The organism is Hydrogenobaculum acidophilum, from assembly GCF_054656715.1.
The window spans coordinates 1-24,489 of the sequence record NZ_BAAHXP010000016.1 but is presented as its reverse complement, the minus strand read 5'-3'; the positions used below and the strand labels follow the sequence as shown (position 1 = coordinate 24,489).

Below are 24,489 nucleotides of genomic sequence, written 5' to 3'. Positions count from 1 at the left end.
ATTAAAACTCCAGCACGCTTGCTCCCCACGTAAGCCCACCGCCCATAGCAGTCAAGAGGACCTTGTCTTTTCTTTTTAACATACCCCTCTCAAAAGCCTCATACATCGCTATTGGTATAGAAGCAGCACTGGTGTTTGCATACTCTTCTATGTTTACATATACCTTTTGGATAGGAATATTTAACTTTTGGGCCAAGGCATTTATGATACGTACGTTTGCTTGATGAGGTATTACAAGAGATATATCGTCAATGCTGACGTTTGCTTTCTCAAGAGCCATCCTACAAGCAACTTCCATATTTCTTACAGCGTATTTAAACACTTCTTTTCCGTTCATCTTTATATAACCACACTTTTCAGCGTAAAGCAAGTCTTTGTACTTGCCGTCAGAAAACATGATGCTTGATAGTATATCTCCTTCTCCTTTTGTAATGACAACAGCTCCAGCCCCATCTCCAAACAATACACATGTGCTCCTATCAGTCCAATCCACTATAGAAGAAAGCTTTTCTGCTCCTATAAGAAGTATTGAATTTACATTTGAGCTTTCTATATAAGATTTTGCTATATCAAGTCCATACAAAAATCCGCTACAAGCAGCTGAAATATCAAAAGCAAACCTTGATTTTATATGTTGCTGAATCACACAAGCCACAGAAGGAAAAAGCATCTCAGGGCTTAAAGTGGCCACTATAATAAGGTCTACCTCTTCTAAACCGGCTTTTTCGAGAGCCATCTTTCCAGCTTTTATAGCCATATCGTATATAGATTCATCCTTCGCTACATGTCTTTTTTTTATACCAGTTCTCGTGGTAATCCATTCGTCGGAAGTGTCTATATTTTTTTCTAAATCGTGATTGGTAATAATATTAGAAGGCACGTAAACGCCTATAGACTTTATAGATACGCCCATTATCACTCCTTTAAAATAGGTTCTATATATTTTACAAAGTTTTCTTTCATCCTTTCGTTAAAGTGATGAGATAAAAATGCCCTAGCTATTTTAATGGCGTTTTTTATAGCTTTTGCGTTGGCTCTACCGTGTGTTATTATAACAGGTTTTTTTGCTCCTAAAAGCGGTGTACCACCGTATTCTTCAAAGTCTACTTTTTTCTTAAAAGCGTTTATAGCTGGTTTCATCAAAAAAGCACCGAGCTTACTTATGCTTCTTTTCATCACCTCTTCTTTTATCATATCTATAAGAGCCATACCAAGACTTTCTGAAGCTTTTAACACTATATTTCCTACAAAACCATCGCATACTATAACATCAAAAGTTCCGTTGTATATGTCTCTACCTTCAGCATTACCTTTAAAGTTTAACTTTGTTTCTTTTAAAAGAGGAAACGTCTCTTTCACAAGTTCGTTACCTTTTCCCTCCTCTTCTCCTATACTCAAAATACCTATGGTAGGGTTTTTAACACCTAATATCTCCTCTGCATAGGTATGTCCTATGATGGCAAAATCGAGAAGATGCCTTGGCCTACTGTCTACGTTTGCTCCTACATCCACCAATACCGTTTTCTTGCCAAGCTTGTTTGGAAGAGCCACCGCTATAGCAGGTCTTTCTAAAAACTCAGAAGCTCCTACCACAAACTTACCTACCGCCAGTACAGCGCCGGTGTTGCCAGCAGATACAAGGGCATCCGCTTTGTTGTCTTTCAAAAGTTTTCCAGCTATATACAAAGATGAGTTCTTTCTTTTTAACACAGAAGAGGGGGATGAGTTCATCTCAATAGAATCTTCAGAATTTACAATCTTTATATCTTCTCTTAATTTATACTTTTTTAATATTTGTCTTATAGTCTCTTCTTTACCTACAAAAAAAACTTCGCAGTCTAACTCCTCTAAAGCTAAGATACCACCTTTTACTATCTCATCAGGGGCATAGTCTCCCCCCATACAATCAAGCGCTATACGGAAGCTTTCCATTTACAGCTTATACTTCTAATACCTGCTTATCTTTGTAATAACCACAATAAGGACAAGCCCTATGTGGCACTGCAAATTCTCCGCAGTTAGGACATTTAACCACGTTGAAAGATTTTAATTTTGCAAAGAAAGCTTGTGCCCTTCTTTGGTTTCTTCTCCAACGAGAAGCCCTACGTTTTGGTACCGCCATTTTTTTCCTCCTTAGTTAGTAACTCTTTAAGTATAGCAAAACTTTTGCTTTCTTGCTCAACTTTTGATGGCAAACTACAAGATTCCTGACACAGAAGTTTTATAGGCATAGACCCCATCAGAGTATCTAAAACAATCTCAGAAGGGTCAAACTCTTCTTGATTTATGTAATAAGTATAAAAATCCTCCTCCGTAAGCATATGAGATTTAACATACGTTTCTAAGCTTTTGTCTAAAAGCTCAAAAACCTCATTTATGGCTACATCAAACTCAAATTCTTTAAGACAGACAGAGCATCTTGCTTTTATCTTGGCATCTAGTCTCATAGATAGCTCATACCTCATATAGCCTCTTGGCACAATGTTTATCTTCACATGCGATACAACGTCAAGTACATCTTCATCTAAAGTTTCTTTCCAAAAACTTCTATCTATATCTTCTTCAAAAGAATAGGTTTTTTGGCTTTTAAAGATATCTAAAAGATTTAAAAGCTCCATATCACTTACCCCATACCCTAGTAGAAAGATACCTATCTCCGCCATCTGGAAACACGGTCACTATAAGTCCCTCTTCTAGCTCTCTGGCAAGTTTTATAGCCCCTACCAAAGCTGCTCCAGAAGATTGGCCTACAAAAAGCCCTTCTTCTTTGGCAAGTCTTCTAGTGAGTTCGTAAGATTCTTCCGTATCCACAAAAATAGTCCTGTCTAAAAACGTTTCATCAAAGATGCCTGGTTTTATAGAAGATTCTATGTGTTTTAGTCCTTCTATGCCGTGAAATGGATATGCGGGTTGTATGCCTATCACCTCTATGTTTGGATTGTAAACCTTCAGCCTTCTTCCAGTACCCATTATAGTCCCGCCTGTACCTATGCCAGCTACAAAGTGAGTAATCTGGCCTTTGGTTTGATTGTATATCTCTATACCGGTAGAATAAAAATGAGCTTGCCAATTGGCTTGATTGTTGTACTGGTCAAGGTACACATACTTATCTGGATATTTTTTTACAAGGTCTCTAACGTATAAGATAGCTCCATCTGTACCTTCCAACGGGTCCGTGTAATGAGTAATGGCTCCGTAAGCCTCTAAAATTTTTTTCCTTTCTTCACTCACGTTTGATGGCATTGCAAGTTCTACTTTTATACCAAGAGAAGCTCCCACCATGGCAAGGGCTATACCGGTATTGCCAGAAGTGGCATCTATTACAGCCTTATCTTTACTTATAATACCTTTTTTTATAGCGTTTAAAAACATAGAAAGAGCAGCCCTATCTTTTACAGAACCACCTGGATTTGTAGATTCTAACTTTGCATATATTTTAACATTTGGATTTATATCAAAAGCCTCTAAAACTTTTTTTATTCTAACCAAAGGCGTATTTCCCACAAGCTCCAAAGAGCTTTCCCTTGGTTTTAAATAAGGTTCATCGTGTTCTCCTAATACCCAAAATATACCTTTTAAATTCATATAATTTTCAGGTTTTTAAGATAATCCTCTATACCGGATTCCAAATCATACTTAGGCTCATAGCCAAGCTTTTGTTTTATAGCGCTTATATCTGCCTCTGTGTAGTTTTGGTAAAACTCATAAGGACAGTCAAAATACTCCACTTCGTAGTTTGTACCCATAAGCCTATTTAGTATATTTACTATATCGTTGAAGCTTCTTGCTTTACCATAGCCTACGTTAAAGATGCCAGTAGCATCGTACCTTTCCAAAGCTTTTATGTTTGCCTGAAGGACATCTTCTATATATACAAAGTCCCTTTTTTGCTCTCCGTATTTAAAAAGCCTTGGATTCTTGCCAGATTTCATTTGCATAGCAAGTTGATAAATCATGCTGGCGGTTTTGCCTTTGTATTGTTCACCCATCCCATATACGTTGAAGTATCTAAAACCTACAGCTCTAAAAGACGGGTATTCTTCCATCTTGTTTTTCACAAGGTTATCAGCCATTAGCTTTGAAAAGCCGTATACGTTTTCTGGTATAAGTCCTTCATCTTCTTTCATAGGTGCTTTGGTGTTGCCGTATACTCCAGCAGATGATGCGTATATAAGTTTAGCATCCCATTTTACACAGGCATCTATTATGTATTTCATGCTGTTGGTGTTTACATCCATCATAAATTTTTGATCAAGAATTGTAGTATCCGTGATAGCAGCGTTGTGAAACACCGTTTCGAAAGATGTGTATTCTTTTTTAAGATATTCCCAAAGCTCCTTATCTTTTATATCTCCTTCCAACACATCCCCTTTAAAACCATAAAGAGTTTTAAAGTACCCTGAGGAAAAGTTGTCCACTATAAGGATATAAGCTTTTGGATAAAGCTCTTGAAGCCTTAAAGCTATCCTGGAGCCTATAAAACCAGCTCCACCTGTTATTAGAAATCTTCTCATAAGAATATTTTAACTTAAAACACGCCTTCGTAAGGATTGAAATATATTAAAAATCTAAGTATTTTAAAATGATATATATCATATAATGTGTTAGACATCGTTGGACAGGTTTCCCTTAGTTTTTTGGCTTTTAAAAGAAATTTAACATATCACTTTTAGGAGGTTAGGCTTATGCTAAAGACGTTTGTAATGCCGCATGTAGCACCCATCACAGAGACCTTTGACCTTGAGAGGTCAAAAATAGCCGTTCAAAACCTTTTAAGGTTTGGCGGATACGAGCTTTTATCTAGGTTTGTGGCGGTAGTGGATATGGGTAATAGCACCAGCTTACCCCAAAACCAAGATGCATATTACTTTGTCTTCGGAGATGTGATAAACGGCACTCCTCTTATAATAGCAGATGCACTCAAATTCTGGGCAAAAGAGCTTAGAATATCTTCTCATAAGAAAAGTTCTATTAAAAGCTCAAAAACTAGCCAAGAGATAAGCATTTTAAACGACATCCTAAAAGAGTTAAAAGACCAAAACCAAGAAACCACTATTCAAAACATCATAAGCTCTTTGGAAAAAAGAAGAAAATCAAGCTCTAAAACCCCAAACATAGGTACGGTTTTATCAAACGCTGGCAAGCAAGATATAGTCAACGTAGGAAGATGTGTCATAAGAAAGTTAGAGTCTGAGATAAGAAGCAAAAAAGATAGGAAAACTGGCCAAGTGGTGCTATACCGCTCTTGCGACCAACTTTCAAACACCTAAATGCACTTTGCCCCCTCGTTGGGGGTTTTAAAAAAGGAGGTAATTTTATGGATTTTAAAGTACTAAGCCTGCTTATAGAAGATACACCAAAGTTTGTAAAACTTGTAGAGGACATAGAAATCCTTGTAGAAAACACCAAAGACCCTCATCAAAAAAATGTGTTTTTGGAGATTTTAGACATACTAGAAGAGATAACCCCGAGGCTTCAAAGCGTGTTGAAAGATTTGGAAGAAATAGCGTAAAGGAGAATACTATGAAAGAAAAGACACTTTTGGAAAAAATATTTGTATCCCAAGACAACCAAGATGTAAGGGCCAAAATAAAGTCTTTGATAGGCTATGATATACCAAGCATAGTAGAGGTTTGGGCAAATTATGTAGGATACGATACTCTTTACGATAAAGATATCGCAGAACTTTTGTTAACATCAAACATACTAGACGATGAGTTTGTCAAGTTTTTGCAAAGCCTTAGAGCTATAAAACTTACATCCAACAGAATATCCAAAAAAGATTTTGTTAATTTATTCAAAGAACTCATATCAAACACAGGGTATATGAGTAGTGCCCTCCCTTACATAGAAGATATTTTAAACTACTTAGGATATGCTATATATCTTACGATGCTTAGCTCTCTTGATGTAAAAATATTTAGTTTCATGCTTTTAAAAGCCAAACACCAGCAGACTATCTACAAAAACCCTCAAAATCAATCTCAATCAATCAAACAAATAGAATACACAGCGCATGCAAGGATAAAAGGTATAAAGGTAAAAGAAACTATGTAATCACCACCGCAAGACATGTCTTGGAACAAAGATGCCTTTGGAAGATTTACTTAAGCAAAATATTTGGAGGGCTTTTGCCCTCTTTTTATATTTATTTTATATTGATGTTGTAAAATAGTACTATGAATATGAATACATGGAAATCAGTTGCTGTAAAACAGATGGTGTTTTCTCACTATTCTTGGGACGTGGTGATAGCATTATCAATCCTATTTTTAATAGGTATACTTACAATACTTGTCGTAGCTTTTAAAAGCAAATAGACTTATAATAAACTAATGGATATTTGGCATAGTATATTGCATTTTATACACATGTTGGAAGGTACACCTTACCAAGGGCATACACATTGCTACAACTGTATGTTTCAAACTGGACAAGTACCAAATGTATTTAAGATGTATGCTCAAAGACTTGTAGAAACCGTTATAATAGGCGGCTTTTTAATAGTTATTTTTTCTAAAATTGTAAAACACGAAGAAGATAGAATAGACAAAGAAAATTAACAAGATATACATCATACATATTTTCTTAAAATTAACTAAATTATAGTTAGTAGTTATTAACTAATTTTTAGGAGGTATGTTATGAAAGCACTCCAAGTGTTAGAAACCTACGATTTACCAGAAGACTTTGAGTCTTACGAAAACCATGTGGCTATACCCATAAAAGCTCCTAAAGAAAAGGCCCCTCTTAGAATATCTCCTCTTTTTGGAGAGGTAAAGTTTTTTGCTTTTTACGATAAAAGCTCTAAAACTGTAAAAACACTAAGAAATCCAGTGGAAAGAGGCGGTATGGTGGTAAGATTCTTGCTATCTATTGGAGTAAGAGAACTGATAGTACTTCATATGGGACAAGGAGCTTACAACTTAGCTGTATCAAATGGAATGAAGGTATACTTTGCAGAAGACGACAAAATAAGTTTTGATGAGCTTTTAAGAAAATACGAATCTAACGAGCTTACGTTGATAACCCCCGATAAGTTTGAGCTTTTAACAAGGTTTAGCTGCGGTGATCACCACCATCATCACCATTAAAATAGCCAATATTTGATATAATACTTTTCATGTTAAAAGCTTACAAAAACGTATATCCAAAGATAGGTAAAGGTGTATACATAGCGGAGAACGCTTTTGTTATAGGAGATGTAGAGTTAGAAGAGGATGTAAGCGTATGGTTTGGTTCTGTAATAAGAGGAGACGTAAATTACATAAGAATTGGCAAGAGGACAAACATACAGGACAATTCTGTGATACACGTAACTCACGATACACATCCTACCATCATAGGCCACGATGTTACCATAGGTCATGGGGCCATAATACATGGATGCACCATAAAGGATTTTGTATTGGTGGGAATGGGAGCCACAATAATGGATGGTAGCGTGATAGAGGATTTTGTGCTGGTGGGAGCAAGGGCACTTATCACTCCAAACAAACATATACCAAGCGGTGTTTTGGTGGCAGGGGCTCCCGCTAAGATAGTAAGAGATTTAAAACAAGAGGAGATAGAGCTTATAAAAGAATCCGCTTTAAACTATGTAAATTACAAAAACGCATATCTTGATAACGTTTAATACGTGTCTGGCGGGATTCGAACCCGCAATCTCAGGTTCCGGAGACCTGCGCTTTATCCATTAAGCTACAGACACTTTCACATTTATTTTATATCGATTGAACCAAAAATAACCTATCTTGTTTTTTCATAAAAATACCCTTTATTTCACAAAGAATTTCATGTTATAATAACATAAATTTATCACAGGAGGTTTAACATGAGAAGGATAGGATGGTTAGGCTTGTTAGTATCAAAAACAGTTTTTGCCTGCGCTTGCGGATGCGGAGTGTTTGAAGTCACATTGCCAAGTATGATGCCCACCAACACCAAAAACACGGTTTTCTTCAAATACACCTTCATGGACCAAGATGAGGCTTGGCATGGAACTTCAAAAGTAGATGGCGCGTTAAACCCAGATAAAAAGATAAGAACAAACTTTTTTACCATAGGATACCAGCGTATGTTTAACAGAAGCTGGGGAATTCACATAGAAATACCATTTTGGGACAGATACTTTAAAACAGATTTAAATGGTACACCAGGACAAGTAGACCAAAATCCAAATTTGGCCTCCACGGAACATTTTACATTGGCGGATATAAGGATAATGGGTATATATTCCGGGTTTTCACCAGATATGAGTACAGGTGTAATGTTTGGTTTGATACTACCAACAGGTCCTCACAACCTCACAAACCTTAAAATAGAAGACCCAGATACTCAACCCGGATACGGGTCTTTGGGTATGCTTCTTGGTTATTATCACTTTGGTTATATAAATCAAAATTTCCAATGGTTTAGCGAGGGTATGTATAGACACAACTTTTATGCAACTGACGAGTCCGACGGCGGACAATACCATCCTGGGGATTCTTACAACGTATCGTTGGGAAGTTATTATATTGGCTTTATGCAAAAAACACACTTAGCACCCTTTGTAGAAGCCATATACTCTGTAAGAAACAGAGACGATGGCTCGGACGCTTTACCAAACGATAGCGGTTTCCAAAGGCTTTTTATAGCACCCGGCATAGAGTATAAGTTTGGAAACTACAATGTAAGCACAGATGTACAAGTTCCAATATACACCCATGTAAACGGTTATCAACTTGTAGCACCGTATATGTTTAGCGCTAGTGTAAGTTATAGCTTTTAGTGTTTGGCTTTTGATATAATTATTAAATGGGTTTAAGATTTTTAAGTGCAGGAGAGTCTCACGGCCAAGCTTTAATATCCATACTAGAAGGCTTACCATCAAACCTTGAGGTAGATATAGACTTTATAAACAGCGAGTTAAGAAGAAGGCAAGGGGGATATGGAAGGGGTGGCCGTATGGCTATAGAGCAAGATAGAGCCAACGTACTATCAGGTGTTAGGTTTGGGAAAACCACCGGTGCTCCTATAGCCATAGAGATAAAAAACAAGGACTGGGAAAACTGGCAAAACAAGATGGCACCCTTTGGCCAAAAACCAGAAGATTTTAAAGATTTTACAAGACCAAGACCTGGTCATGCGGATTTGGTGGGGGGTATCAAATACAATCAGAAAGATTTAAGAAACGTATTAGAAAGAGCTTCCGCTCGAGAAACCGCTTCAAGGGTGGCAATAGGAGCTTTTTGTAAGCTTTTGTTAAAAGCTTTAAACATAGAAGTTTATAGCTATGTGCTTAGCGTAGGAAAGATATCTGCAACACCACCTTCTGATGACCCAGCCACAAACGCTAAAGAAGCCGAAAAATCCATCATAAGGTTTGTAGACCCATCCAAAGACCAAGAGGCGATAGAGTATATAGACAAAGCAAAAGAGCAAGGAGAAAGCCTCGGTGGGGTATTTGAGGTAGTGGCTGTAAATGTACCACCGGGTCTTGGCTCTTACATTCAATGGGACAAGAGAATAGACGGAGACATAGCCAAAGCCATGATGAGCATACAAGCGATAAAAGGGGTAGAGATAGGTCTTGGTTTTAAAGGAGCTACGCTTTTTGGCTCTGAAGTGATGGATGAGATAGGATACAACAACGGATACACAAGATATTCAAACCATCTAGGCGGTACAGAAGGAGGCATGACAAACGGAATGCCTATAGTGGTAAGGGTTGCTATGAAGCCTATACCCACTCTTATGAACCCTTTAAGAAGCGTTGATATCATATCAAAAGAACCTATAAAAGCTAGCAAAGAAAGAAGCGATGTAACAGCTATAGCCGCTGCTTCTGTGGTAGGAGAAGCTATGCTTAGCTTTGTGATAGCTCATCACATATTAGAAAAATTTGGTGCTGATTCTATGGAAGAGCTTATAATAAATTACAACCAATATCTTGATTATGTGAGGTCTTTCTGATGAAGATAGCTATACCTATAACCGATGAACGTTTTGACGAAATTTTATTAAAAGCTCAAAAAGCTGATATCTTGGAGTTTAGAGTAGATTCTTTTACTAACAAAGATATAGCTTTTGTATCGGGGCTTTTAAAAAAGGCAAAAGAAAAGGGCTTTGAAACTATACTAACTATAAGAAGCGAAAAAGAAGGAGGGGCTTACGTAGAAAACAGGCTTAGTATGTTTGAACAGCTTATGCCTTTGTCTGATTACACAGACATAGAGCTTTCCTCAATAGATATAATAACTCACATATCGAGGCTTTCCAAAGAATATGACAAAAAGCTCATAGTCTCTTATCACAACTTTGAGATGACACCGGCAAATTTCATTATAAAAGAAACGATAAGAGAGGCTTTAAGGTACGGTGATATACCAAAAATCGCTTTGAAGGCAAACTCTTACGAAGATGTAGCAAGGCTTATGTGTAATACTCAGGATGTAAAAACACCAAAGATTTTGATATCAATGGGTGAGTTTGGCAAAATCTCAAGGATAGCTGGATTTATCTTTGGGTCTTTTATAAGCTACGCATATTTGGAAAAACCAAACGCACCAGGCCAGCTTTCGTTAGAAGAAATGATAAGGTTAAAAGAGATGTTTTACTTAAGGTAGTCCACTATAACCCTATCAAAGACCTCTCTTAAGGTCTCAATAGGGGGGATACCTACATCTATAACGGGTTCTACCTTGCTTGGTTCAAAATCTTTGAAAGATTGTTCTAGTAAAATCCTAAAAACTTGTTCTAAACCCTCGTGAAAATTGACGTTTTCATTGAATATATAAAGGTCTGTCTCCTTATCGTAAACGTTTAACCTATAGTCACCTAAATTTTTTATATCTATATCGGTGCCTATGGCGTAAGCTTTACCGTAAGCTATGGCAAACTCTTGAGGTATATAGTTTTGAGCATAGCATTCCATTTCTACAGCTTTTAAGACATCATCAGTAATTGGAAGTCCCACTATGTAAAGAGCGGAGTCTTCTTTTACATTACCATTTTCATCGTAAGCCCTTAACTGTATGTAATAACTCCAAGATTTTAAATTCATAGCTTAAAATTTAGATTTAACTCACATTTATACTATGATTTTTTATATTAAACTTTTCCAACATTTCATTTTTAAAATCTGAAAATCTGCCTTGCACTATAGTTTCTCTGGCTTTTTTAGTGAGATTTAAGAAAAAGTGAAGATTGTGGATAGTGTTTAAAATATAAGAGGATATCTCTTCCATCATGAAAAGGTGTCTAAGGTATGCCCTTGAAAAATGTTTACAAGTATAGCAATCACACTCTTCATCTACAGGTCTTGGATCCTCTTTATATTTTTCATGTCTTAGAACGAGTTCTCCTTTGGATGTGTATAAAAGCCCGGTACGAGCGTTTCTAGTGGGTATCACACAGTCAAACATATCTACACCAAGAGATATAGCTTCTAAAATATCTTCTGGTTTTCCAACACCCATAAGATAATGAGGTTTTTCAAAAGGAAGCTCTTCTATTACTGCCATAGTCATAGAATACATTATCTCTTTTGATTCACCCACAGACAATCCGCCTATGGAGTACCCGTCCATATCAAATTCTACAGTTAATCTTGCAGAGAGTTTTCTCAAATCTTTGTACTCGCCTCCTTGGACTATACCAAAAAGCATTTGGTCTTTTCTTTTTTTAGCTTTTTTAGAACGCTCTAGCCATCTTATGGTCCTATAAAGAGCTTCTTTTGTATATTCGTAAGAAGCAGGTAAAGATATGCATTCGTCTATAGGCATTATAATATCGGAGCCAAAAATCTCTTGTATCTCTATCACCCTTTCAGGGCTAAAAAGATGCCTATCTCCTTGAAGATGGTCTTTAAAGTAAACCCCTTCTTCTGATATTTTTACATTTTGGCTATTTTTCTTTGACAAAGAAAACACCTGAAAACCACCACTGTCCGTAAGAATAGGCTTATCCCAATTTATAAACTTATGAAGTCCGCCAAACTTTTCTATAAGCTCAGGACCCGGTCTTAAATAAAGATGATAAGTATTACCCAAGATAATCTGAGCGCCCACTTCATCGAGTAGCTTGTGGGTCATAGCTTTTACAGTGCCTTTGGTACCCACCGGCATAAAAACTGGTGTAAGTATATCGCCATGGGCCGTAGAAAGTACACCGGCCCTTGCTAAACCATCGGTTTTTTCTATCTTAAACATCAATCCGCTGAGAGTATAGCACCTTCTGATGCATCTTTTACAAATTTACTGTAGCGCTTTAACCAGGAGCTTTTTATGGTTTTTTCTTTTGGTTTAAAAGCTTTTAAACGAGCGTCAAACTCCTCTTGAGGTATTAAAAGTTCCAATTTTCTATTTGGTATATCTATAAGAATCTCATCACCATCTTGTACGATACCTATAGGACCACCAGAGGCGGCTTCTGGAGAAATATGACCCACACAAGCCCCCCTAGTACCACCAGAAAACCTTCCATCCGTGATAAGAGCTACAGAGCTTCCAAGACCCATACCCATAATGGTAGAAGTAGGGCTTAGCATCTCTCTCATACCGGGACCACCTTTTGGACCTTCGTACCTTATCACCACCACATGCCCTGGTTTTACCCTGCCATTTCTTATACCTTCTATGGCTTCTTCTTCAGAATCAAAGCAAATGGCTTTTCCTTTAAATTGAAGCATTTCCTTTGCAACGCCGGCAGTTTTTACAACGCTCCCTTTGGGTGCTAAATTGCCAAATAATATAGCAAGTCCGCCATCCTTTGAATATGCGTTATCTATTCTTCTTATAACATCTTCATCCATTATTTCTACATCTTTTACAATTTCTTCTATGGTCTTGGTGGTAACGGTCCTTTGCTTGCCGTCTAAAAGACCATTTCTAAGAAGCTCTTTCATGATAGCGCTTATGCCACCAGCCCTGTCAAGGTCATCCATATGATAATCTGAAGAAGGAGATATCTTGCAAAGAGTAGGCGTTTCCCTTGAGATTTTATCTATATCTTCCATCTTATACTCTATGCCAGCTTCTCTTGCTATGGCAAGAAGATGAAGCACCGTGTTTGAGGACCCGCCCATAGCTATATCCACTCTAAAAGCGTTATCAAAAGAGGCTTTTGTGACTATATCCCTTGGTTTTAAATCTATCTTTACAAGCTCTACCACCTGTCTTGCCGCTTGTCTTGCAAGCATTTCCCTTCTTGGGTCTATGGCAAGTATGGTACCGTTTCCCGGAAGTCCAAGACCAAGCACTTCGGTAAGACAGTTCATAGAGTTTGCGGTAAAAAGCCCAGAGCAAGAACCACAAGAGGGACAAGCGTTTTGCTCTATCAAAAGAAGCTCTTTTTCTGTTATTTCGCCTTTGTTTAGCTTACCTACTCCCTCAAACACAGACACCAAATCTATCTTTTTATCCCCAAGCTTTCCGGCTGCCATTGGTCCACCGCTTATAAATACTGTAGGCACATTTACTCTCATGGCCCCCATGAGCATACCTGGGACTATCTTATCGCAGTTTGGAATACAGATAAGACCATCAAGCTGATGAGCTTCTACAACTGTTTCTATAGCATCCGCTATAAGCTCACGGCTTGGCAAAGAATAGTGCATACCATAATGACCCATAGCTATACCATCGTCTACGCCTATAGTATTAAATTCCACCGGTATAGCGCCGGCTTTTCTTATTTCATCTTTTATAGGCTCTACAAATTCTCTAAGATGCACATGTCCTGGGACTATATCTATGTATGAGTTAGCCACGCCTATGATGGGCTTTCCAAAATCCTCATCTTTAAAACCGCAAGCTCTTAACAAAGACCTATGTGGAGCTTTATCATAGCCTTTTTGTATAATATCGCTTCTCATATGAAAAACCTCCAAAAGTTGATAAAAAGAAATTAATCAAAATTTAAATATTTGCAAAAGATTTTTGTTCTTTCTTGGCAAAATCTTCTGGAAACTTTTCCATAGCTTGTTTGATAAGCCTACTGGCCACCGCTCCGAGACCACATACAGAAGTAGGCTGGATATACTTTGTCACAAATCTAAGACCTTCCCATGTTTGAGGCGTGGCTTCATCTTTTACTATCTTATCAAGAAGGTAAGCTTGCTCGTGACATCCTATACGGCATGGTGTACAAAAACCGCAGGTTTCATGTTCGTAAAACTCAGCTATCTTATAACAAGCTTCTACTATATCGTCCTCTTCAGTAAGCACTATAACAGTACCAGTTCCACCAAAACCAAATTGAGAATAATCCATTGGAGTATCAAGCTCATTTACACTAAGACAATCAAGAGCGCCTGAAAATACAGCCTTTATTGGTACATTCCTTATGGTACCACCTGCATATTTAAATATAACCTCTCTTAACGTAGTATTCATAGGAAGCTCATAAACACCGGGTTTTTTCACCTTACCACTCACTGGAAAGAGCTTTGGGCCTGGGTAGTCCATAGGACCTATATCTTTGTATCCTTCTGAACCTAAATTGATAATAATTGGTATATTTGATAACGTCTCTACGTTGTTTACAACAGTTGGTCTACCCCACAAGCCCACTTGTACCGGGAATGGTGGTTTTAGCCTTGGGTGACCTCTTTTGCCTTCTATAGAGTTAAGAAGCGCTGTTTCTTCACCGCATATATAGGCTCCTGCACCCCTTGCTACAAGAATTTCAAGGTCAAAACCAGAGTTTAGTATGTTTTTACCTAAAAAGCCTTCTTTTTTTGCCTCTTCTATAGCGTTTCTTAGTATATAATATCCTGCAGGATATTCACCTCTTATATATATGTAACCTCTGTGTACACCAAGAGCATAAGCGGATATAATCATACCTTCTAAAAGAAGGTGAGGGTCTCTTTCTATGATAAGCCTATCTTTGAAAGTGCCTGGTTCTGATTCGTCGGCGTTGCAAACAAGATATCTTGGGGCAGGATTCTGAAGACAAAACTTCCACTTTCTGCCAGTGGGGAAACCAGCTCCGCCTCTTCCTCTTAAGTTGCTCTTATCTACCTCTTCCACTATATCCATTGGGTTCATGTTTAAGGCTTTTTCCAAAGCAAGATAACCGCCATCTTTTAAATACTCTTTTATATCTGCGGTTTTTTTGCGCTTTGCTCTTTTTAAAAGGAGATTTAACTCTGTCTCAGCATGTATATTAGCTATATTTGGCAAGTATTTCATGAAGTTGCTCCTTTGATTCGTATTTATAAGTATCGTTGTCTATCATGAAAACTGGCGCTTCAGAACAAGCACCAAGACATTGAACTTCCACAAGCTTAAACATACCATCCCTTGTCACTTGACCAGGCTCTATACCAAGAAGGTCTTTCACAGCGTTAAACACTTTATGGCTTTTAAGAAGATAACAAACTATGCTGTTGCATACGTATATGCGGTGCTTTGCTTTCTCTCCCGTATCAAACATCTCATAAAAAGCTACCACACCTTTTATGTGATGAAGCGGTATATCCAAAACATAAGAAAGCTCTTCTAAAGCCTCTTCTGGTATATGGCCAAGATGCTCTTGTATAGAATGAAGGGATAGCAAAAGAGCCTCTTCTTTAGACCCGAAATACTTTACATGAGCCTCTATAGCATCTTTTATCTCTTGGTTTAGCATATATACATTTTAAGCTTTTACAATTATTTTTGCAACTTAATTTATATCAAAATCTCAATACGGTTTTTACCGCTTCTTTTTGCACTGTAAAGGGCTTTATCAGCTCTATCAATAGCTTGTTCAATGCTATCGTCTTCTTCTTTTAACTCGGTTATACCCATGCTTACGGTAAACTTAATAGTGTTTTCACCTTCTTTTATCTCGATGTTTCTTATTTTATTAAGCAACTTTTCACAGGCTAGCTTCGCCTTATTCATATGGGTATGAGTAAACATTATCAAAAACTCTTCACCACCCCACCTAAAAGCCATATCAGATTTTCTAATGTTTTCCAAAACAACTCTACCAAGCTCTCTTATCACTCTATCGCCAACCGTATGACCATATGTATCGTTTATCTTTTTAAAATCATCTATATCAAACAAGCATAGTGAAAGTGGGATTTTGTAGCGTTTTGCCCTAAAAAACTCATAGGTTTTCATATCGTTAAACTTTGTCCTATTGTAAAGATGAGAAAGCGGGTCCCTCGTAGATTTTACATATACCTCGTATACTTTGTCCGCAATAAGCTTTTCATAGTAAGCCAAGGACACTACCTCTGAAGCAAAATGAGAAAACTTCACAAAAGAAGCTGTAAGGCTAAAAACATCAATGGGTGCATCTTGGTTTTCATCTTTGAATTTTCTTATAGCTTCTATAGTATACGAAGACAAAATATTTTGGGCTCTGTAAAAGTCAAAGATATTTTCATTTTCTTTTTTTAAAACAAAACCAAGCTCTATGCAATCTATAACGAAATTATAAATGGCGTCATCGGTAAAATTGCAAAACAAATCCAAAAACTTGTATATGAAATCTTTCAAATAATCAAATATTGGGCTTATTCGCTTTTTAAGACATTCATCCGTATTTAAAAGTATCTGTTTTATTTTACAAAAGTTTTTTATATCTTTATCAGTCATGCCAAAATTTTTTAATATATCTAAGTCATCTTCCTTAGATTCTAAAAGCTCTAAAAACACTTTTATAGCGTCTTTTTTAAGGTTGTGCTTTTTAAGAAGGTTTATCAAAATATTTTTATAGTCTATCATAAAACCTCTAACACTTTTTTTAGCATAATCTCTTGAGGTAATATTATATCATTTTTTTCATTTTTTATACAAAAAGAAGATATGTTTTTTGAATAACTTCCTAAATTTTTTAATATATCTTCTATGGCCTCTATGAGATTTTGCAAATTTAAGTCTTTTTGTTCTAATACCTTTGCACCGCCTAAATCTTTTATCTCCAAAGCGTTGTAATACTGGTGATTATAAGCAGCGTATGGATATGGTACAAAAACAGCAGGAAGACCTATTGTAGCCATTTCATATACAGTGCTTGCCCCAGAGCGAGATATTGCTACATCGCAAGCCCTCATAAGCTTATAGATTTCTTTAAAAAATGAAAATACCTTCACTTGATTTAGGTTTTTAAGAGCGTTGTAAACCTCGTCAAAATGTTTATCACCAGTTATAATAACCCCGTTAAACTGTGTTTTTTTGAAAAACTCTATGGCTATGTCGTTTAAAACCTTTGCCCCTTGGGACCCTCCCATCACTAAAACACATGGGCTTTTTATATCAAACTCCTTTTGAAGCAATTTTTTATCGTAAAAGCCTAAAAACTCTTCTCTCAAAGGCATGCCCACCCTCAAAGGGTTTTCAAAAAACTTAGATGTGTAGTAAAACGTAGTAAAAGATAGCTCTGCTTTTCTTGAAAAAAGCCTGTTTGTAAGGCTTGGAATAGCGTTTTGCTCATGTATGAAAAGAGGCTTTCTTTTTAAAGCACTTAAAATCCCCACCGGCAACGAAGCGTATCCACCAAAAACTACACTTAAAAAGTCAGATTTTACAAAAGCATTTAACGTATAAACAGATTTTGCCATAAGATAAAGAGATTTAAGCTTGTCTTTGAAGCTTTTACCTACAAAACCTTTTGTATCAAGAAATATCTTTTTTACGGGTATATCCTCTTGAAGGCGTTTTTCAATGCCGTAAGAAGAACCTATGTATATAGATTCTAAATTTTTTTCTTTTAAAAGCCTTAAAAAACTAAGAGCCGGAAAAAAATGTCCACCAGTCCCACCACCAGAGACTAAGAAAGTCTTTTCCATGGTTTTTTCTCTTTCCTATACACAGACATCACAAGACCTATAGCTATAAGGTTTGCCAGCAAGTTTGAGCTTCCGTAGCTTATAAAAGGCAAAGCTATACCCTTTGAAGGTATGAGATTCATAGCCATCATCATATTCCAAATGGATTCTATAGCTATGTACATGCCTATGCCAAAGGCTATAAGCTTGCCAAAGGTATCTTCCGCAAAATCAGATATTTTAAAAATCCTATAAACAAGACCTGCGTATAAAAATACCACAAACAAAACCCCCAAAAACCCCCACTCCTCACCTATAAGAGCAAGAGCATAATCGGTATCTATCTCAGGCAAATACCCCTCTTTTTGTATACCTTCTCCAATACCCACACCAAAAAGCTTACCGTGGGCAAAAGCAAAAAGCGATTGGATAATCTGATAACCTTTTGTGTTAGCTTTGGCAAAAGGGTTTAACCATGCCACAAAACGCCCCTCCACATAGTTACCACCGGTTTTTAGAAATAAAAAAAGTACACCAAGTATTGCAAACGCCACAAGGGTAGGGTAAAGGACCTTAGGGGGAGCGTTTCCAATCCAAAGCATTACAAATCCTATAAATAGTAAAAATATGGCACTGCCTCTATCTGGTTCTAAAAATATCAACAAAGATTGAAACGCTATAATAAAAGAGGCAAACCCAAGCTCTCTTGTACCGCTTACTTCACCTTTTCTACTTATATAATAAGCCAAAAAAACGATACTTATAATCTTTGAAAACTCCGATACTTGCAAGCTTGTTCCAAACAACCATCTATTTACAGGCATATGTCTTGCATATTTTATAACAAGCACCACCATAAGTAAAAGCATATTCAAAGTTATAATGCTATATATAAACTTTGGGTTTTTCAGCTTTTCATAGTCAAATTTTGTTAAAAAACCAGCTATCAAAAAACCCAAAACACCAGCCACAACCTGAAGGATAAGCTTTTTATACAAAGCGATGTTAAATTTTAAAAATGCAATACCCACAAGGCTTGCGCTTGAGATGTTTACGAGTCCTATTATATACAAAAGCAAAACACTTACAAGTATTACCTCATCCCATTCTTTTACGTAAAATCTCATTCATGACTATTATACAGCAATTTCTCTAAGACTACGCCATATGTTAAATATGGATATAGGATAGTTTAAAATTTCAAAAATTTTGTTTTCATCCGGATATGTGCTTTTATGGGTGTTTCTATAATCTCTTAAAGCTATCACAGAAACAACACCGTGATACTCCAAGCACCACTCTATTACAGCAAGCCCACCGTTGTAAGCCATCAACGAAGAGGATAAAATCTCAAGCCTTGGAAGCATTGGTTCCTTTTTAGATATGGCGTTTATGAGATATTTCATGTAAGTATGCTGAGCTACTATTTGAGCTTTTACATCCCATATACTAGGTATGTCTTGATGTTTTAACAGCTTCTTCCAAACAAACTTCCAAGTGGATAGCTCAAACTGAGCAAAGCCTTTGCAACCGGTCTTAGAAATGCTTGTCTCATCCCAGCCAGACTCTTGATAAGATTGTGCCATCAAAAAGTAGATGTAATCAGCCTTATCCTTAAAAATAGCTGGTACTTGAAGCACTTCCTCTTGGTAGAGGTTTTTAACGCTTTTTAGCTTGGTTTTGTCCCACATAGTAAGCCTCCAATCTGTCAAGTCTTCTAAACACTTCTTTGAAAAACCTATCAAGCTCCCTGTGGTAATCTTCCTTTATCACAGATTTTTGCCGTAGGTTTTCTATCTCCTTTTCAAGAGTTTCAAGCTTGTTCTTGAAAAAGAACAAAAACAGCCCCACAAAAACGTTGATTAAAAGCGCGGTAAAGTTTAAATCCTTCATGAATGTTAATATCGTTAAAAGCTAAAAACTTAATGTCAAAATTGTCTAAAGATGACCAAAATATTTAAAGCAAAAACAATAAAACAATGAATAATATATATCATTGATAATTATACAATATAGCTATAAAATAAATATACAAAACTTACGAGAGGGTTTTATGTCAAACAACGATAGTGAAAATAAGGCTAAAAGCATTGTTAAGAGTATAAATATAAACATATTAAACAAAGATACTGTTTTAGAGGGCTTTAATAAAGATATTAACGCCAGTATAGAAATATTTTACAAAATATTTTATGAGTTTTATTCAAATCTTTTACAAGATTACCACGCCCATGAGTTTTTCAACTCTTATTATACTGTAGAAAATCTAATAAAAAAACAAAGTGCAACTCTACTTGCAATCATAAAACATATCTATGAAAACAAAATATCAGAAGCTACAAAAGAGCTTCAAATTATAGCAAGAAGGCATTATGAACTTGGCATAAACTACGAAATTATACTTGAATCAATAGAACTTTATATACAGCTTTTAAGAAGATTTAAAGAGGAGATTGGCTTGGATGAACTAACTATCTTCACATTAAAAGATATTTTGGACCAAACTACAGCCACTGAGTATATAAGCGGTCGTCTTGAATCTATAAAAGCTTTTTTTGGCAACAGTGATATTTTAACGAACTATTCACATTACGATATATTTTTTAGAGAAGGTGTCAATAAAAAAATAAATGAAATTCTAAACATATTCCAGAATACATGCCAATACCGCTACACGGACAACAATGGCAACACAACATACAAAAGTCCTATAACATCCGCAAGCTCTCATATTGAATGCCAAGTAGGACAATTGCTTCATGGAATTGGATTTGATATAATGACATTTGGCAATGAACACCTAAAAACGGAGACCATAGCTATACATAAATTGGTGCACACTTATATGAATCAACTTGTAAAATATTACACCTCAAAAGAATATAAAAAGGCATTAGCTATAACAGAGAGTTTAATAAACGGTATATATAAACTAGTTTATAATTATGAACTCATATCCAAGCATTGGAACGACAACAAAGAAAAGCTAATGCCAGAAATCTTGGAGAACAAAAAACATGGCAATAAACTACTTCTTATAACCATAGTACCTTCAGAAGACATCACTCCTCATTGCGAATTAATAATAGAGCGTTTGAAGAGAATATTGTCAAAACATCTTAAGAGTTTTGAATTTATGTTTTTCACGCGTTTTCAAAAAAATGTTTATGTGTTTCTAAATGAAAATTTTTACAACTTTAAAGAAGAGTTTGATAGCCTTTTTAAAGATATAGAGCTTTTAGCAGAGGACATTAGGAAAAATTATATAGAAATGAGTAACAAAAGTGCATTTTATATATACAAAATAGATATATCAAAGCTTATTGGTTTGTCAGCTGAAGAGATAAAAGAGATACTTAATATTTTAAAAGAAGAGGCCGAACAAAAAACGAAAGAAAAAACAAACACCCCAGTTGTAATGTTGGATATTGGCGAAAGAAAAATGGAGCTTTTAGAAAAAGCAAGAGCTAGAATAGAGATAAAAAACATTGTGCTGGAAAAAGTAAGAAATAAAGACATAGATATTTTTATACAATGGATATGTGATATAAATCTAAACAAAAGATTTTTTGAAATTCTTGCAAGAGTTAAGAAAAACGATGAATACATACCAGCCTACAAATTTATAAACATACTCCAAAAAGAAAATGCCATGAGCCTTCTTGATATAGCTGTTATTACAAATGTTATAAAAAATTTAGACAAGATAAAAGCTCTTACAAACGAATTTTATCTAAACATATATCCACCCTCTCTTTCAAATAATGAAGTTGTAGGGCTTTTGAAAGAACTAATCAAAGAATGTCATGAAAACAACATAACTTTAAACTTAGAACTCACAGAGTATGCTATAGCCACAAACAAAGATATCATAGAAGAACTTCAAAGCGAACGCTTTTATATAGCTTTTGACGATTTTGGTACAGGTTATACAAACTACGAGCTAGTTGGAGAATTGGCTTATACCAACATAGCAAAAACCCTTAAAGTAGATGGATACATAGTAAAGAGAATGCTTGAATCAAACATATATGCATCTATAGTAGAGTCCATATCTATTTTCTCCAAAAAAGCAAATCTAAGAGTCATATATGAGTTTACAGACAGTGAAGATATAATAAAAGAGCTAAAATCTGTTGCAAGTTCTATAGGATTACCAAAAGAAATGGTATTCTTCCAAGGTTTTTATTTACACAAGCCAAGTCCCTTGGAAGAAGAGTACAAAGCCCTAGCATCTTCACAATAAACTCTATTGCTTTTTTCAAACTTTCAGTTATAGAGAATAGACTAAATGATATAAAAAAAACAGATGCTAAAAGTATGGAGCTTTTAATATTATAAGCTTAAAACTTTGATAAAATATAACCATGAAACGTATTCTTGTAACCGGTGGAGCTGGATTTTTAGGAAGCCATCTGTGTGAGAGGCTCTTAAGTGAAGGAAACGAAGTCCTTTGTGTGGATAATTTTTATACCGGTACCAAGGACAATATAAAGCATCTGATGGATAATCCTTATTTTGAAGTGATAAGACATGATATATGCTTTCCCCTTTATGTAGAAGTGGATGAGATTTACAACCTAGCATGTCCGGCAAGCCCTATTCACTATCAAAAAGACCCGGTGCAAACCACAAAGGTATCTGTATCAGGAGCTATAAACATGCTTGGTCTTGCCAAAAGGTTGAAAATAAAGGTATTTCAAGCTTCCACTTCTGAAGTGTATGGAGACCCAGAGATACACCCGCAACCCGAAGATTATTGGGGCAATGTAAATCCCATAGGCCCAAGAGCTTGTTATGATGAAGGTAAACGATGCGCTGAGACGCTCTTCTTTGATTATCATAGACAGCACAATCTGAAAATCAAAGTGGTAAGGATTTTCAACACTTACGGACCCCGCATGCACCCAAACGACGGAAGGGTAGTAAGCAACTTCATAGTCCAAGCTTTGCAAAATCAACCCATCACCGTCTATGGAGATGGTACCCAAACCAGAAGCTTTTGCTATGTGGATGACATGATAGATGGTTTTATAAAGATGATGAACTCTCCGGATGATTTTACAGGGCCGGTAAACCTGGGCAATCCAACGGAATTTACAATCTTAGAACTAGCTGAGAAAATCATAGAACTCACAAATTCCAAATCGAAAATAGTTTTCAAACCATTACCCGAAAACGACCCAAAACAAAGAAAACCAGACATAAGTTTGGCCAGAAAAAAGCTCTCTTGGGAACCCAAAGTACCGTTAGAAGAAGGGCTTAAAAAGACTATAGAATACTTTGAAGGAGTGCTAAGAAAGGGATTTAAATAAGTTAATTTTTATACCAAAAGCCTTAAAACAAACTTATTCTATGAAAGATAAACGCAAAAACCCTTTTAGAACAAATTAGCAAACCCGCCCTTTATCTTATATATAATATCTATATGAAAGTTTTACCAATAGGTATTCAAAGCTTTTTATCTATCAGGACAGAAAAAGACTATTACTATGTGGATAAAACCAAGTATGTAAAGATATTATCTGATAATGGAAAATACTATTTTCTCTCTCGTCCAAGACGTTTTGGTAAATCTTTATTTCTTGATACCCTAAGACAAGCTTTTCTTGGTAAAAAAGAGCTTTTTAAAGGGCTTTATCTATATGAAAACTGGGATTGGAATAAAAAATATCCAGTGGTATATATAGATTTTGGAGGAGGGGTTATAAACTCTTCCAATGGGCTTAAAGAGATAATAAATTATACGCTAGAAAAAAATGCAAAACATTATGATGTAGCGTTAAAAGAAAGTCTACCAATAAATCTAAAATTCACAGAGCTCATAACGAGTCTTTATGAAAAATGCAACTTACCCGTAGTAGTACTTGTGGACGAATACGATAAACCTATATTAGATGCCATAGACAATATAGAAATAGCCTATCAAAACAGAGAAATCCTTAAAAATCTCTACTCACCACTAAAACCATTAGACCCTTACCTAAAACTTGTATTCCTAACCGGTGTATCTCGGTTTTCAAAGGTATCTATTTTTAGTGGGTTAAATCAGTTAAACGATATAACGCTTGATAAAAAGTTTGCCACAATATGTGGATACACCCAATCTGAGCTTGAGAGTATATTTGAAGACAGGCTAGAAGACTTTGATAAAGAACAGATAAAAACTTGGTACAACGGGTATTCTTGGCTTGGAGAATCTGTTTATAATCCATTTGATGTGATGCTTTTGTTTGACAGAAAAAGATTTGCCCCTTATTGGTTTGAAACAGGTACCCCTACTTTTTTGCTAAAGACGATTAAAAACCAAGGACTATACCTACCAGATTTAGAAAACTTAGAAGTTGGAGAAGAAATAATATCAAGCATTGACCTTGAAGATATGCCCATAGAAGCTTTGCTTTTTCAAACTGGATACATTACGATAAAAAATTACAACCCAGAGGATAACATCTATACTCTATCCTATCCAAACCTTGAGGTGAGAAAATCTTTTAACAACGCATTTTTAGATTATGTCATTAAAAACTCCACACTAAAAGAAAAATTAAGAATAAACGTCTTGCACTCTTTAAGAAAATCAGACTTTCAAAAACTAAAAGACACCCTTAGCTCATTCTTTGCAAGCATCCCGCATAACTGGTACACAAAAAACGAGCTATACAAATATGAAGGTTTTTACGCATCCCTTGTCTATGCTCTTTTTAACGGCGCAGGTATTTTATCTATCCCAGAAG

The 24,489-nt window shown here is 36.0% G+C and carries 29 protein-coding genes and 1 tRNA gene; 13 read left to right on the top strand and 17 right to left on the bottom strand.

The features are described 5' to 3' along the window. Position 1: 1 nt before the first annotated feature. Genes ACYQZV_RS07770 through rfaD form a run of 6 tightly spaced genes read right to left on the bottom strand, consistent with a single transcriptional unit; the run spans position 2 to position 4,514 of the window. On the bottom strand, positions 2 to 913 hold the full coding sequence (locus ACYQZV_RS07770; RefSeq protein ID WP_459894715.1) for a beta-ketoacyl-ACP synthase III: 912 nt from the start codon (positions 911 to 913) through the stop codon (positions 2 to 4). 2 nt (positions 914 to 915) lie between these two features. Further along, entirely contained in the window at positions 916 to 1,932 is a 1,017-nt protein-coding gene (gene plsX / locus ACYQZV_RS07765; protein ID WP_459894712.1) for a phosphate acyltransferase PlsX, read from the bottom strand. A gap of 7 nt (positions 1,933 to 1,939) precedes the next feature. Further along, positions 1,940 to 2,122, bottom strand: a complete 183-nt coding sequence (gene rpmF, locus ACYQZV_RS07760; protein WP_459894710.1) for a 50S ribosomal protein L32 — start codon at positions 2,120 to 2,122, stop codon at positions 1,940 to 1,942. Further along, a complete protein-coding gene (locus tag ACYQZV_RS07755; protein ID WP_459894707.1) occupies positions 2,103 to 2,618 on the bottom strand; it encodes a YceD family protein in 516 nt (171 codons plus the stop codon). The genes rpmF and ACYQZV_RS07755 overlap by 20 nt, the downstream gene beginning before the upstream one ends. Position 2,619: 1 nt before the next feature. Continuing rightward, the gene (gene cysM / locus ACYQZV_RS07750) at positions 2,620 to 3,585 is read right to left on the bottom strand and encodes a cysteine synthase B (RefSeq protein ID WP_459894704.1); all 966 of its coding nucleotides are present in this window, start codon (positions 3,583 to 3,585) and stop codon (positions 2,620 to 2,622) included. Beyond that, positions 3,582 to 4,514: an ADP-glyceromanno-heptose 6-epimerase gene (rfaD, locus tag ACYQZV_RS07745; protein ID WP_459894702.1), complete on the bottom strand. Its 933-nt coding sequence runs from the start codon at positions 4,512 to 4,514 to the stop codon at positions 3,582 to 3,584. The genes cysM and rfaD overlap by 4 nt, the downstream gene beginning before the upstream one ends. Before the next feature lie 171 nt (positions 4,515 to 4,685). Here rfaD and ACYQZV_RS07740 point away from each other — a divergent pair, with 171 nt between their 5' ends. The 7 genes from ACYQZV_RS07740 to ACYQZV_RS07710 all read left to right on the top strand — a co-directional run bounded on the left by ACYQZV_RS07740 (position 4,686) and on the right by ACYQZV_RS07710 (position 7,636). Continuing rightward, positions 4,686 to 5,270: a hypothetical protein gene (locus ACYQZV_RS07740; protein ID WP_459894700.1), complete on the top strand. Its 585-nt coding sequence runs from the start codon at positions 4,686 to 4,688 to the stop codon at positions 5,268 to 5,270. A gap of 47 nt (positions 5,271 to 5,317) precedes the next feature. After that, positions 5,318 to 5,512, top strand: a complete 195-nt coding sequence (locus ACYQZV_RS07735) for a hypothetical protein (protein WP_459894698.1) — start codon at positions 5,318 to 5,320, stop codon at positions 5,510 to 5,512. 11 nt (positions 5,513 to 5,523) lie between these two features. Then, entirely contained in the window at positions 5,524 to 6,057 is a 534-nt protein-coding gene (locus ACYQZV_RS07730; RefSeq protein WP_459894696.1) for a hypothetical protein, read from the top strand. A 122-nt stretch (positions 6,058 to 6,179) separates the two neighbouring features. Then, positions 6,180 to 6,320, top strand: coding sequence for a hypothetical protein (locus tag ACYQZV_RS07725; RefSeq protein WP_459894694.1), 141 nt, complete (start codon positions 6,180 to 6,182; stop codon positions 6,318 to 6,320). Positions 6,321 to 6,335: 15 nt separating this feature from the next. After that, a complete protein-coding gene (locus ACYQZV_RS07720) occupies positions 6,336 to 6,563 on the top strand; it encodes a hypothetical protein (protein ID WP_459894692.1) in 228 nt (75 codons plus the stop codon). Positions 6,564 to 6,644: 81 nt separating this feature from the next. Beyond that, complete coding sequence (locus ACYQZV_RS07715) at positions 6,645 to 7,094, top strand: NifB/NifX family molybdenum-iron cluster-binding protein (RefSeq protein ID WP_459894690.1); 450 nt, start codon at positions 6,645 to 6,647, stop codon at positions 7,092 to 7,094. A 29-nt stretch (positions 7,095 to 7,123) separates the two neighbouring features. After that, a complete protein-coding gene (locus tag ACYQZV_RS07710) occupies positions 7,124 to 7,636 on the top strand; it encodes a gamma carbonic anhydrase family protein (protein WP_459894688.1) in 513 nt (170 codons plus the stop codon). A 2-nt stretch (positions 7,637 to 7,638) separates the two neighbouring features. On the opposite strand, the gene ACYQZV_RS07705 is transcribed toward ACYQZV_RS07710, so the two are convergent. Continuing rightward, a tRNA-Arg gene (locus ACYQZV_RS07705) sits at positions 7,639 to 7,711 on the bottom strand. A 123-nt stretch (positions 7,712 to 7,834) separates the two neighbouring features. Here ACYQZV_RS07705 and ACYQZV_RS07700 point away from each other — a divergent pair. Genes ACYQZV_RS07700 through aroD form a run of 3 tightly spaced genes read left to right on the top strand, consistent with a single transcriptional unit; the run spans position 7,835 to position 10,610 of the window. Further along, positions 7,835 to 8,773 carry a hypothetical protein gene (locus tag ACYQZV_RS07700; RefSeq protein ID WP_459894685.1) on the top strand — a complete coding sequence of 313 codons (939 nt, stop codon included), beginning with the start codon at positions 7,835 to 7,837 and terminating at the stop codon, positions 8,771 to 8,773. A 26-nt stretch (positions 8,774 to 8,799) separates the two neighbouring features. After that, positions 8,800 to 9,957: a chorismate synthase gene (gene aroC / locus ACYQZV_RS07695; RefSeq protein ID WP_459894683.1), complete on the top strand. Its 1,158-nt coding sequence runs from the start codon at positions 8,800 to 8,802 to the stop codon at positions 9,955 to 9,957. Continuing rightward, complete coding sequence (aroD, locus tag ACYQZV_RS07690) at positions 9,957 to 10,610, top strand: type I 3-dehydroquinate dehydratase (RefSeq protein ID WP_459894680.1); 654 nt, start codon at positions 9,957 to 9,959, stop codon at positions 10,608 to 10,610. Before aroC ends, aroD begins: the two co-directional genes overlap by 1 nt. Here aroD and ACYQZV_RS07685 read toward each other — a convergent pair. Genes ACYQZV_RS07685 through ACYQZV_RS07640 form a run of 10 tightly spaced genes read right to left on the bottom strand, consistent with a single transcriptional unit; the run spans position 10,598 to position 19,645 of the window. Next, positions 10,598 to 11,047, bottom strand: a complete 450-nt coding sequence (locus ACYQZV_RS07685) for a hypothetical protein (RefSeq protein ID WP_459894677.1) — start codon at positions 11,045 to 11,047, stop codon at positions 10,598 to 10,600. The two genes, aroD and ACYQZV_RS07685, sit on opposite strands and share 13 nt — an antisense overlap. Before the next feature lie 16 nt (positions 11,048 to 11,063). Continuing rightward, complete coding sequence (gene tgt, locus ACYQZV_RS07680) at positions 11,064 to 12,194, bottom strand: tRNA guanosine(34) transglycosylase Tgt (protein ID WP_459894675.1); 1,131 nt, start codon at positions 12,192 to 12,194, stop codon at positions 11,064 to 11,066. Beyond that, the gene (gene ilvD / locus ACYQZV_RS07675) at positions 12,194 to 13,858 is read right to left on the bottom strand and encodes a dihydroxy-acid dehydratase (RefSeq protein WP_459894673.1); all 1,665 of its coding nucleotides are present in this window, start codon (positions 13,856 to 13,858) and stop codon (positions 12,194 to 12,196) included. The genes tgt and ilvD overlap by 1 nt, the downstream gene beginning before the upstream one ends. A gap of 43 nt (positions 13,859 to 13,901) precedes the next feature. Beyond that, on the bottom strand, positions 13,902 to 15,179 hold the full coding sequence (locus ACYQZV_RS07670; protein ID WP_459894671.1) for a complex I 51 kDa subunit family protein: 1,278 nt from the start codon (positions 15,177 to 15,179) through the stop codon (positions 13,902 to 13,904). Beyond that, positions 15,154 to 15,618, bottom strand: coding sequence for an NADH-quinone oxidoreductase subunit NuoE family protein (locus ACYQZV_RS07665; RefSeq protein ID WP_459894669.1), 465 nt, complete (start codon positions 15,616 to 15,618; stop codon positions 15,154 to 15,156). Before ACYQZV_RS07665 ends, ACYQZV_RS07670 begins: the two co-directional genes overlap by 26 nt. Positions 15,619 to 15,659: 41 nt before the next feature. Then, positions 15,660 to 16,709 (bottom strand): GGDEF domain-containing protein, encoded by a 1,050-nt coding sequence (locus ACYQZV_RS07660; protein ID WP_459894667.1) that lies wholly within the window; start codon positions 16,707 to 16,709, stop codon positions 15,660 to 15,662. Next, on the bottom strand, positions 16,706 to 17,773 hold the full coding sequence (gene murG, locus ACYQZV_RS07655) for an undecaprenyldiphospho-muramoylpentapeptide beta-N-acetylglucosaminyltransferase (protein ID WP_459894664.1): 1,068 nt from the start codon (positions 17,771 to 17,773) through the stop codon (positions 16,706 to 16,708). Before murG ends, ACYQZV_RS07660 begins: the two co-directional genes overlap by 4 nt. Further along, a complete protein-coding gene (locus tag ACYQZV_RS07650; protein ID WP_459894661.1) occupies positions 17,755 to 18,879 on the bottom strand; it encodes an FtsW/RodA/SpoVE family cell cycle protein in 1,125 nt (374 codons plus the stop codon). The genes murG and ACYQZV_RS07650 overlap by 19 nt, the downstream gene beginning before the upstream one ends. A gap of 9 nt (positions 18,880 to 18,888) precedes the next feature. Continuing rightward, the gene (locus ACYQZV_RS07645) at positions 18,889 to 19,443 is read right to left on the bottom strand and encodes a transglycosylase SLT domain-containing protein (protein WP_459894658.1); all 555 of its coding nucleotides are present in this window, start codon (positions 19,441 to 19,443) and stop codon (positions 18,889 to 18,891) included. Continuing rightward, positions 19,412 to 19,645 (bottom strand): hypothetical protein, encoded by a 234-nt coding sequence (locus ACYQZV_RS07640; protein ID WP_459894656.1) that lies wholly within the window; start codon positions 19,643 to 19,645, stop codon positions 19,412 to 19,414. Before ACYQZV_RS07640 ends, ACYQZV_RS07645 begins: the two co-directional genes overlap by 32 nt. A 160-nt stretch (positions 19,646 to 19,805) precedes the next feature. Here ACYQZV_RS07640 and ACYQZV_RS07635 point away from each other — a divergent pair, with 160 nt between their 5' ends. From ACYQZV_RS07635 to ACYQZV_RS07625, 3 genes are all read left to right on the top strand, one after another. Next, entirely contained in the window at positions 19,806 to 21,998 is a 2,193-nt protein-coding gene (locus tag ACYQZV_RS07635; protein WP_459894653.1) for an EAL domain-containing protein, read from the top strand. A gap of 121 nt (positions 21,999 to 22,119) precedes the next feature. Further along, the gene (locus ACYQZV_RS07630) at positions 22,120 to 23,067 is read left to right on the top strand and encodes a UDP-glucuronic acid decarboxylase family protein (RefSeq protein WP_459894650.1); all 948 of its coding nucleotides are present in this window, start codon (positions 22,120 to 22,122) and stop codon (positions 23,065 to 23,067) included. Positions 23,068 to 23,180: 113 nt separating this feature from the next. After that, the coding region (locus ACYQZV_RS07625; protein ID WP_459894648.1) for an ATP-binding protein at positions 23,181 to 24,489 on the top strand (1,309 nt) is incomplete at its 3' end.

Bases quoted from the DNA above. Each gene is read 5' to 3' on its own strand.
- ACYQZV_RS07770 (WP_459894715.1), bottom strand. From the start codon at position 913: ATGGGCGTATCTATAAAGTCTATAGGCGTTTACGTGCCTTCTAATATT.
- plsX (WP_459894712.1), bottom strand. From the start codon at position 1,932: ATGGAAAGCTTCCGTATAGCGCTTGATTGTATGGGGGGAGACTATGCC.
- rpmF (WP_459894710.1), bottom strand. From the start codon at position 2,122: ATGGCGGTACCAAAACGTAGGGCTTCTCGTTGGAGAAGAAACCAAAGA.
- ACYQZV_RS07755 (WP_459894707.1), bottom strand. From the start codon at position 2,618: ATGGAGCTTTTAAATCTTTTAGATATCTTTAAAAGCCAAAAAACCTAT.
- cysM (WP_459894704.1), bottom strand. From the start codon at position 3,585: ATGAATTTAAAAGGTATATTTTGGGTATTAGGAGAACACGATGAACCT.
- rfaD (WP_459894702.1), bottom strand. From the start codon at position 4,514: ATGAGAAGATTTCTAATAACAGGTGGAGCTGGTTTTATAGGCTCCAGG.
- ACYQZV_RS07740 (WP_459894700.1), top strand. From the start codon at position 4,686: ATGCTAAAGACGTTTGTAATGCCGCATGTAGCACCCATCACAGAGACC.
- ACYQZV_RS07735 (WP_459894698.1), top strand. From the start codon at position 5,318: ATGGATTTTAAAGTACTAAGCCTGCTTATAGAAGATACACCAAAGTTT.
- ACYQZV_RS07730 (WP_459894696.1), top strand. From the start codon at position 5,524: ATGAAAGAAAAGACACTTTTGGAAAAAATATTTGTATCCCAAGACAAC.
- ACYQZV_RS07725 (WP_459894694.1), top strand. From the start codon at position 6,180: ATGAATATGAATACATGGAAATCAGTTGCTGTAAAACAGATGGTGTTT.
- ACYQZV_RS07720 (WP_459894692.1), top strand. From the start codon at position 6,336: ATGGATATTTGGCATAGTATATTGCATTTTATACACATGTTGGAAGGT.
- ACYQZV_RS07715 (WP_459894690.1), top strand. From the start codon at position 6,645: ATGAAAGCACTCCAAGTGTTAGAAACCTACGATTTACCAGAAGACTTT.
- ACYQZV_RS07710 (WP_459894688.1), top strand. From the start codon at position 7,124: ATGTTAAAAGCTTACAAAAACGTATATCCAAAGATAGGTAAAGGTGTA.
- ACYQZV_RS07700 (WP_459894685.1), top strand. From the start codon at position 7,835: ATGAGAAGGATAGGATGGTTAGGCTTGTTAGTATCAAAAACAGTTTTT.
- aroC (WP_459894683.1), top strand. From the start codon at position 8,800: ATGGGTTTAAGATTTTTAAGTGCAGGAGAGTCTCACGGCCAAGCTTTA.
- aroD (WP_459894680.1), top strand. From the start codon at position 9,957: ATGAAGATAGCTATACCTATAACCGATGAACGTTTTGACGAAATTTTA.
- ACYQZV_RS07685 (WP_459894677.1), bottom strand. From the start codon at position 11,047: ATGAATTTAAAATCTTGGAGTTATTACATACAGTTAAGGGCTTACGAT.
- tgt (WP_459894675.1), bottom strand. From the start codon at position 12,194: ATGTTTAAGATAGAAAAAACCGATGGTTTAGCAAGGGCCGGTGTACTT.
- ilvD (WP_459894673.1), bottom strand. From the start codon at position 13,858: ATGAGAAGCGATATTATACAAAAAGGCTATGATAAAGCTCCACATAGG.
- ACYQZV_RS07670 (WP_459894671.1), bottom strand. From the start codon at position 15,179: ATGAAATACTTGCCAAATATAGCTAATATACATGCTGAGACAGAGTTA.
- ACYQZV_RS07665 (WP_459894669.1), bottom strand. From the start codon at position 15,618: ATGCTAAACCAAGAGATAAAAGATGCTATAGAGGCTCATGTAAAGTAT.
- ACYQZV_RS07660 (WP_459894667.1), bottom strand. From the start codon at position 16,709: ATGATAGACTATAAAAATATTTTGATAAACCTTCTTAAAAAGCACAAC.
- murG (WP_459894664.1), bottom strand. From the start codon at position 17,773: ATGGAAAAGACTTTCTTAGTCTCTGGTGGTGGGACTGGTGGACATTTT.
- ACYQZV_RS07650 (WP_459894661.1), bottom strand. From the start codon at position 18,879: ATGAGATTTTACGTAAAAGAATGGGATGAGGTAATACTTGTAAGTGTT.
- ACYQZV_RS07645 (WP_459894658.1), bottom strand. From the start codon at position 19,443: ATGTGGGACAAAACCAAGCTAAAAAGCGTTAAAAACCTCTACCAAGAG.
- ACYQZV_RS07640 (WP_459894656.1), bottom strand. From the start codon at position 19,645: ATGAAGGATTTAAACTTTACCGCGCTTTTAATCAACGTTTTTGTGGGG.
- ACYQZV_RS07635 (WP_459894653.1), top strand. From the start codon at position 19,806: ATGTCAAACAACGATAGTGAAAATAAGGCTAAAAGCATTGTTAAGAGT.
- ACYQZV_RS07630 (WP_459894650.1), top strand. From the start codon at position 22,120: ATGAAACGTATTCTTGTAACCGGTGGAGCTGGATTTTTAGGAAGCCAT.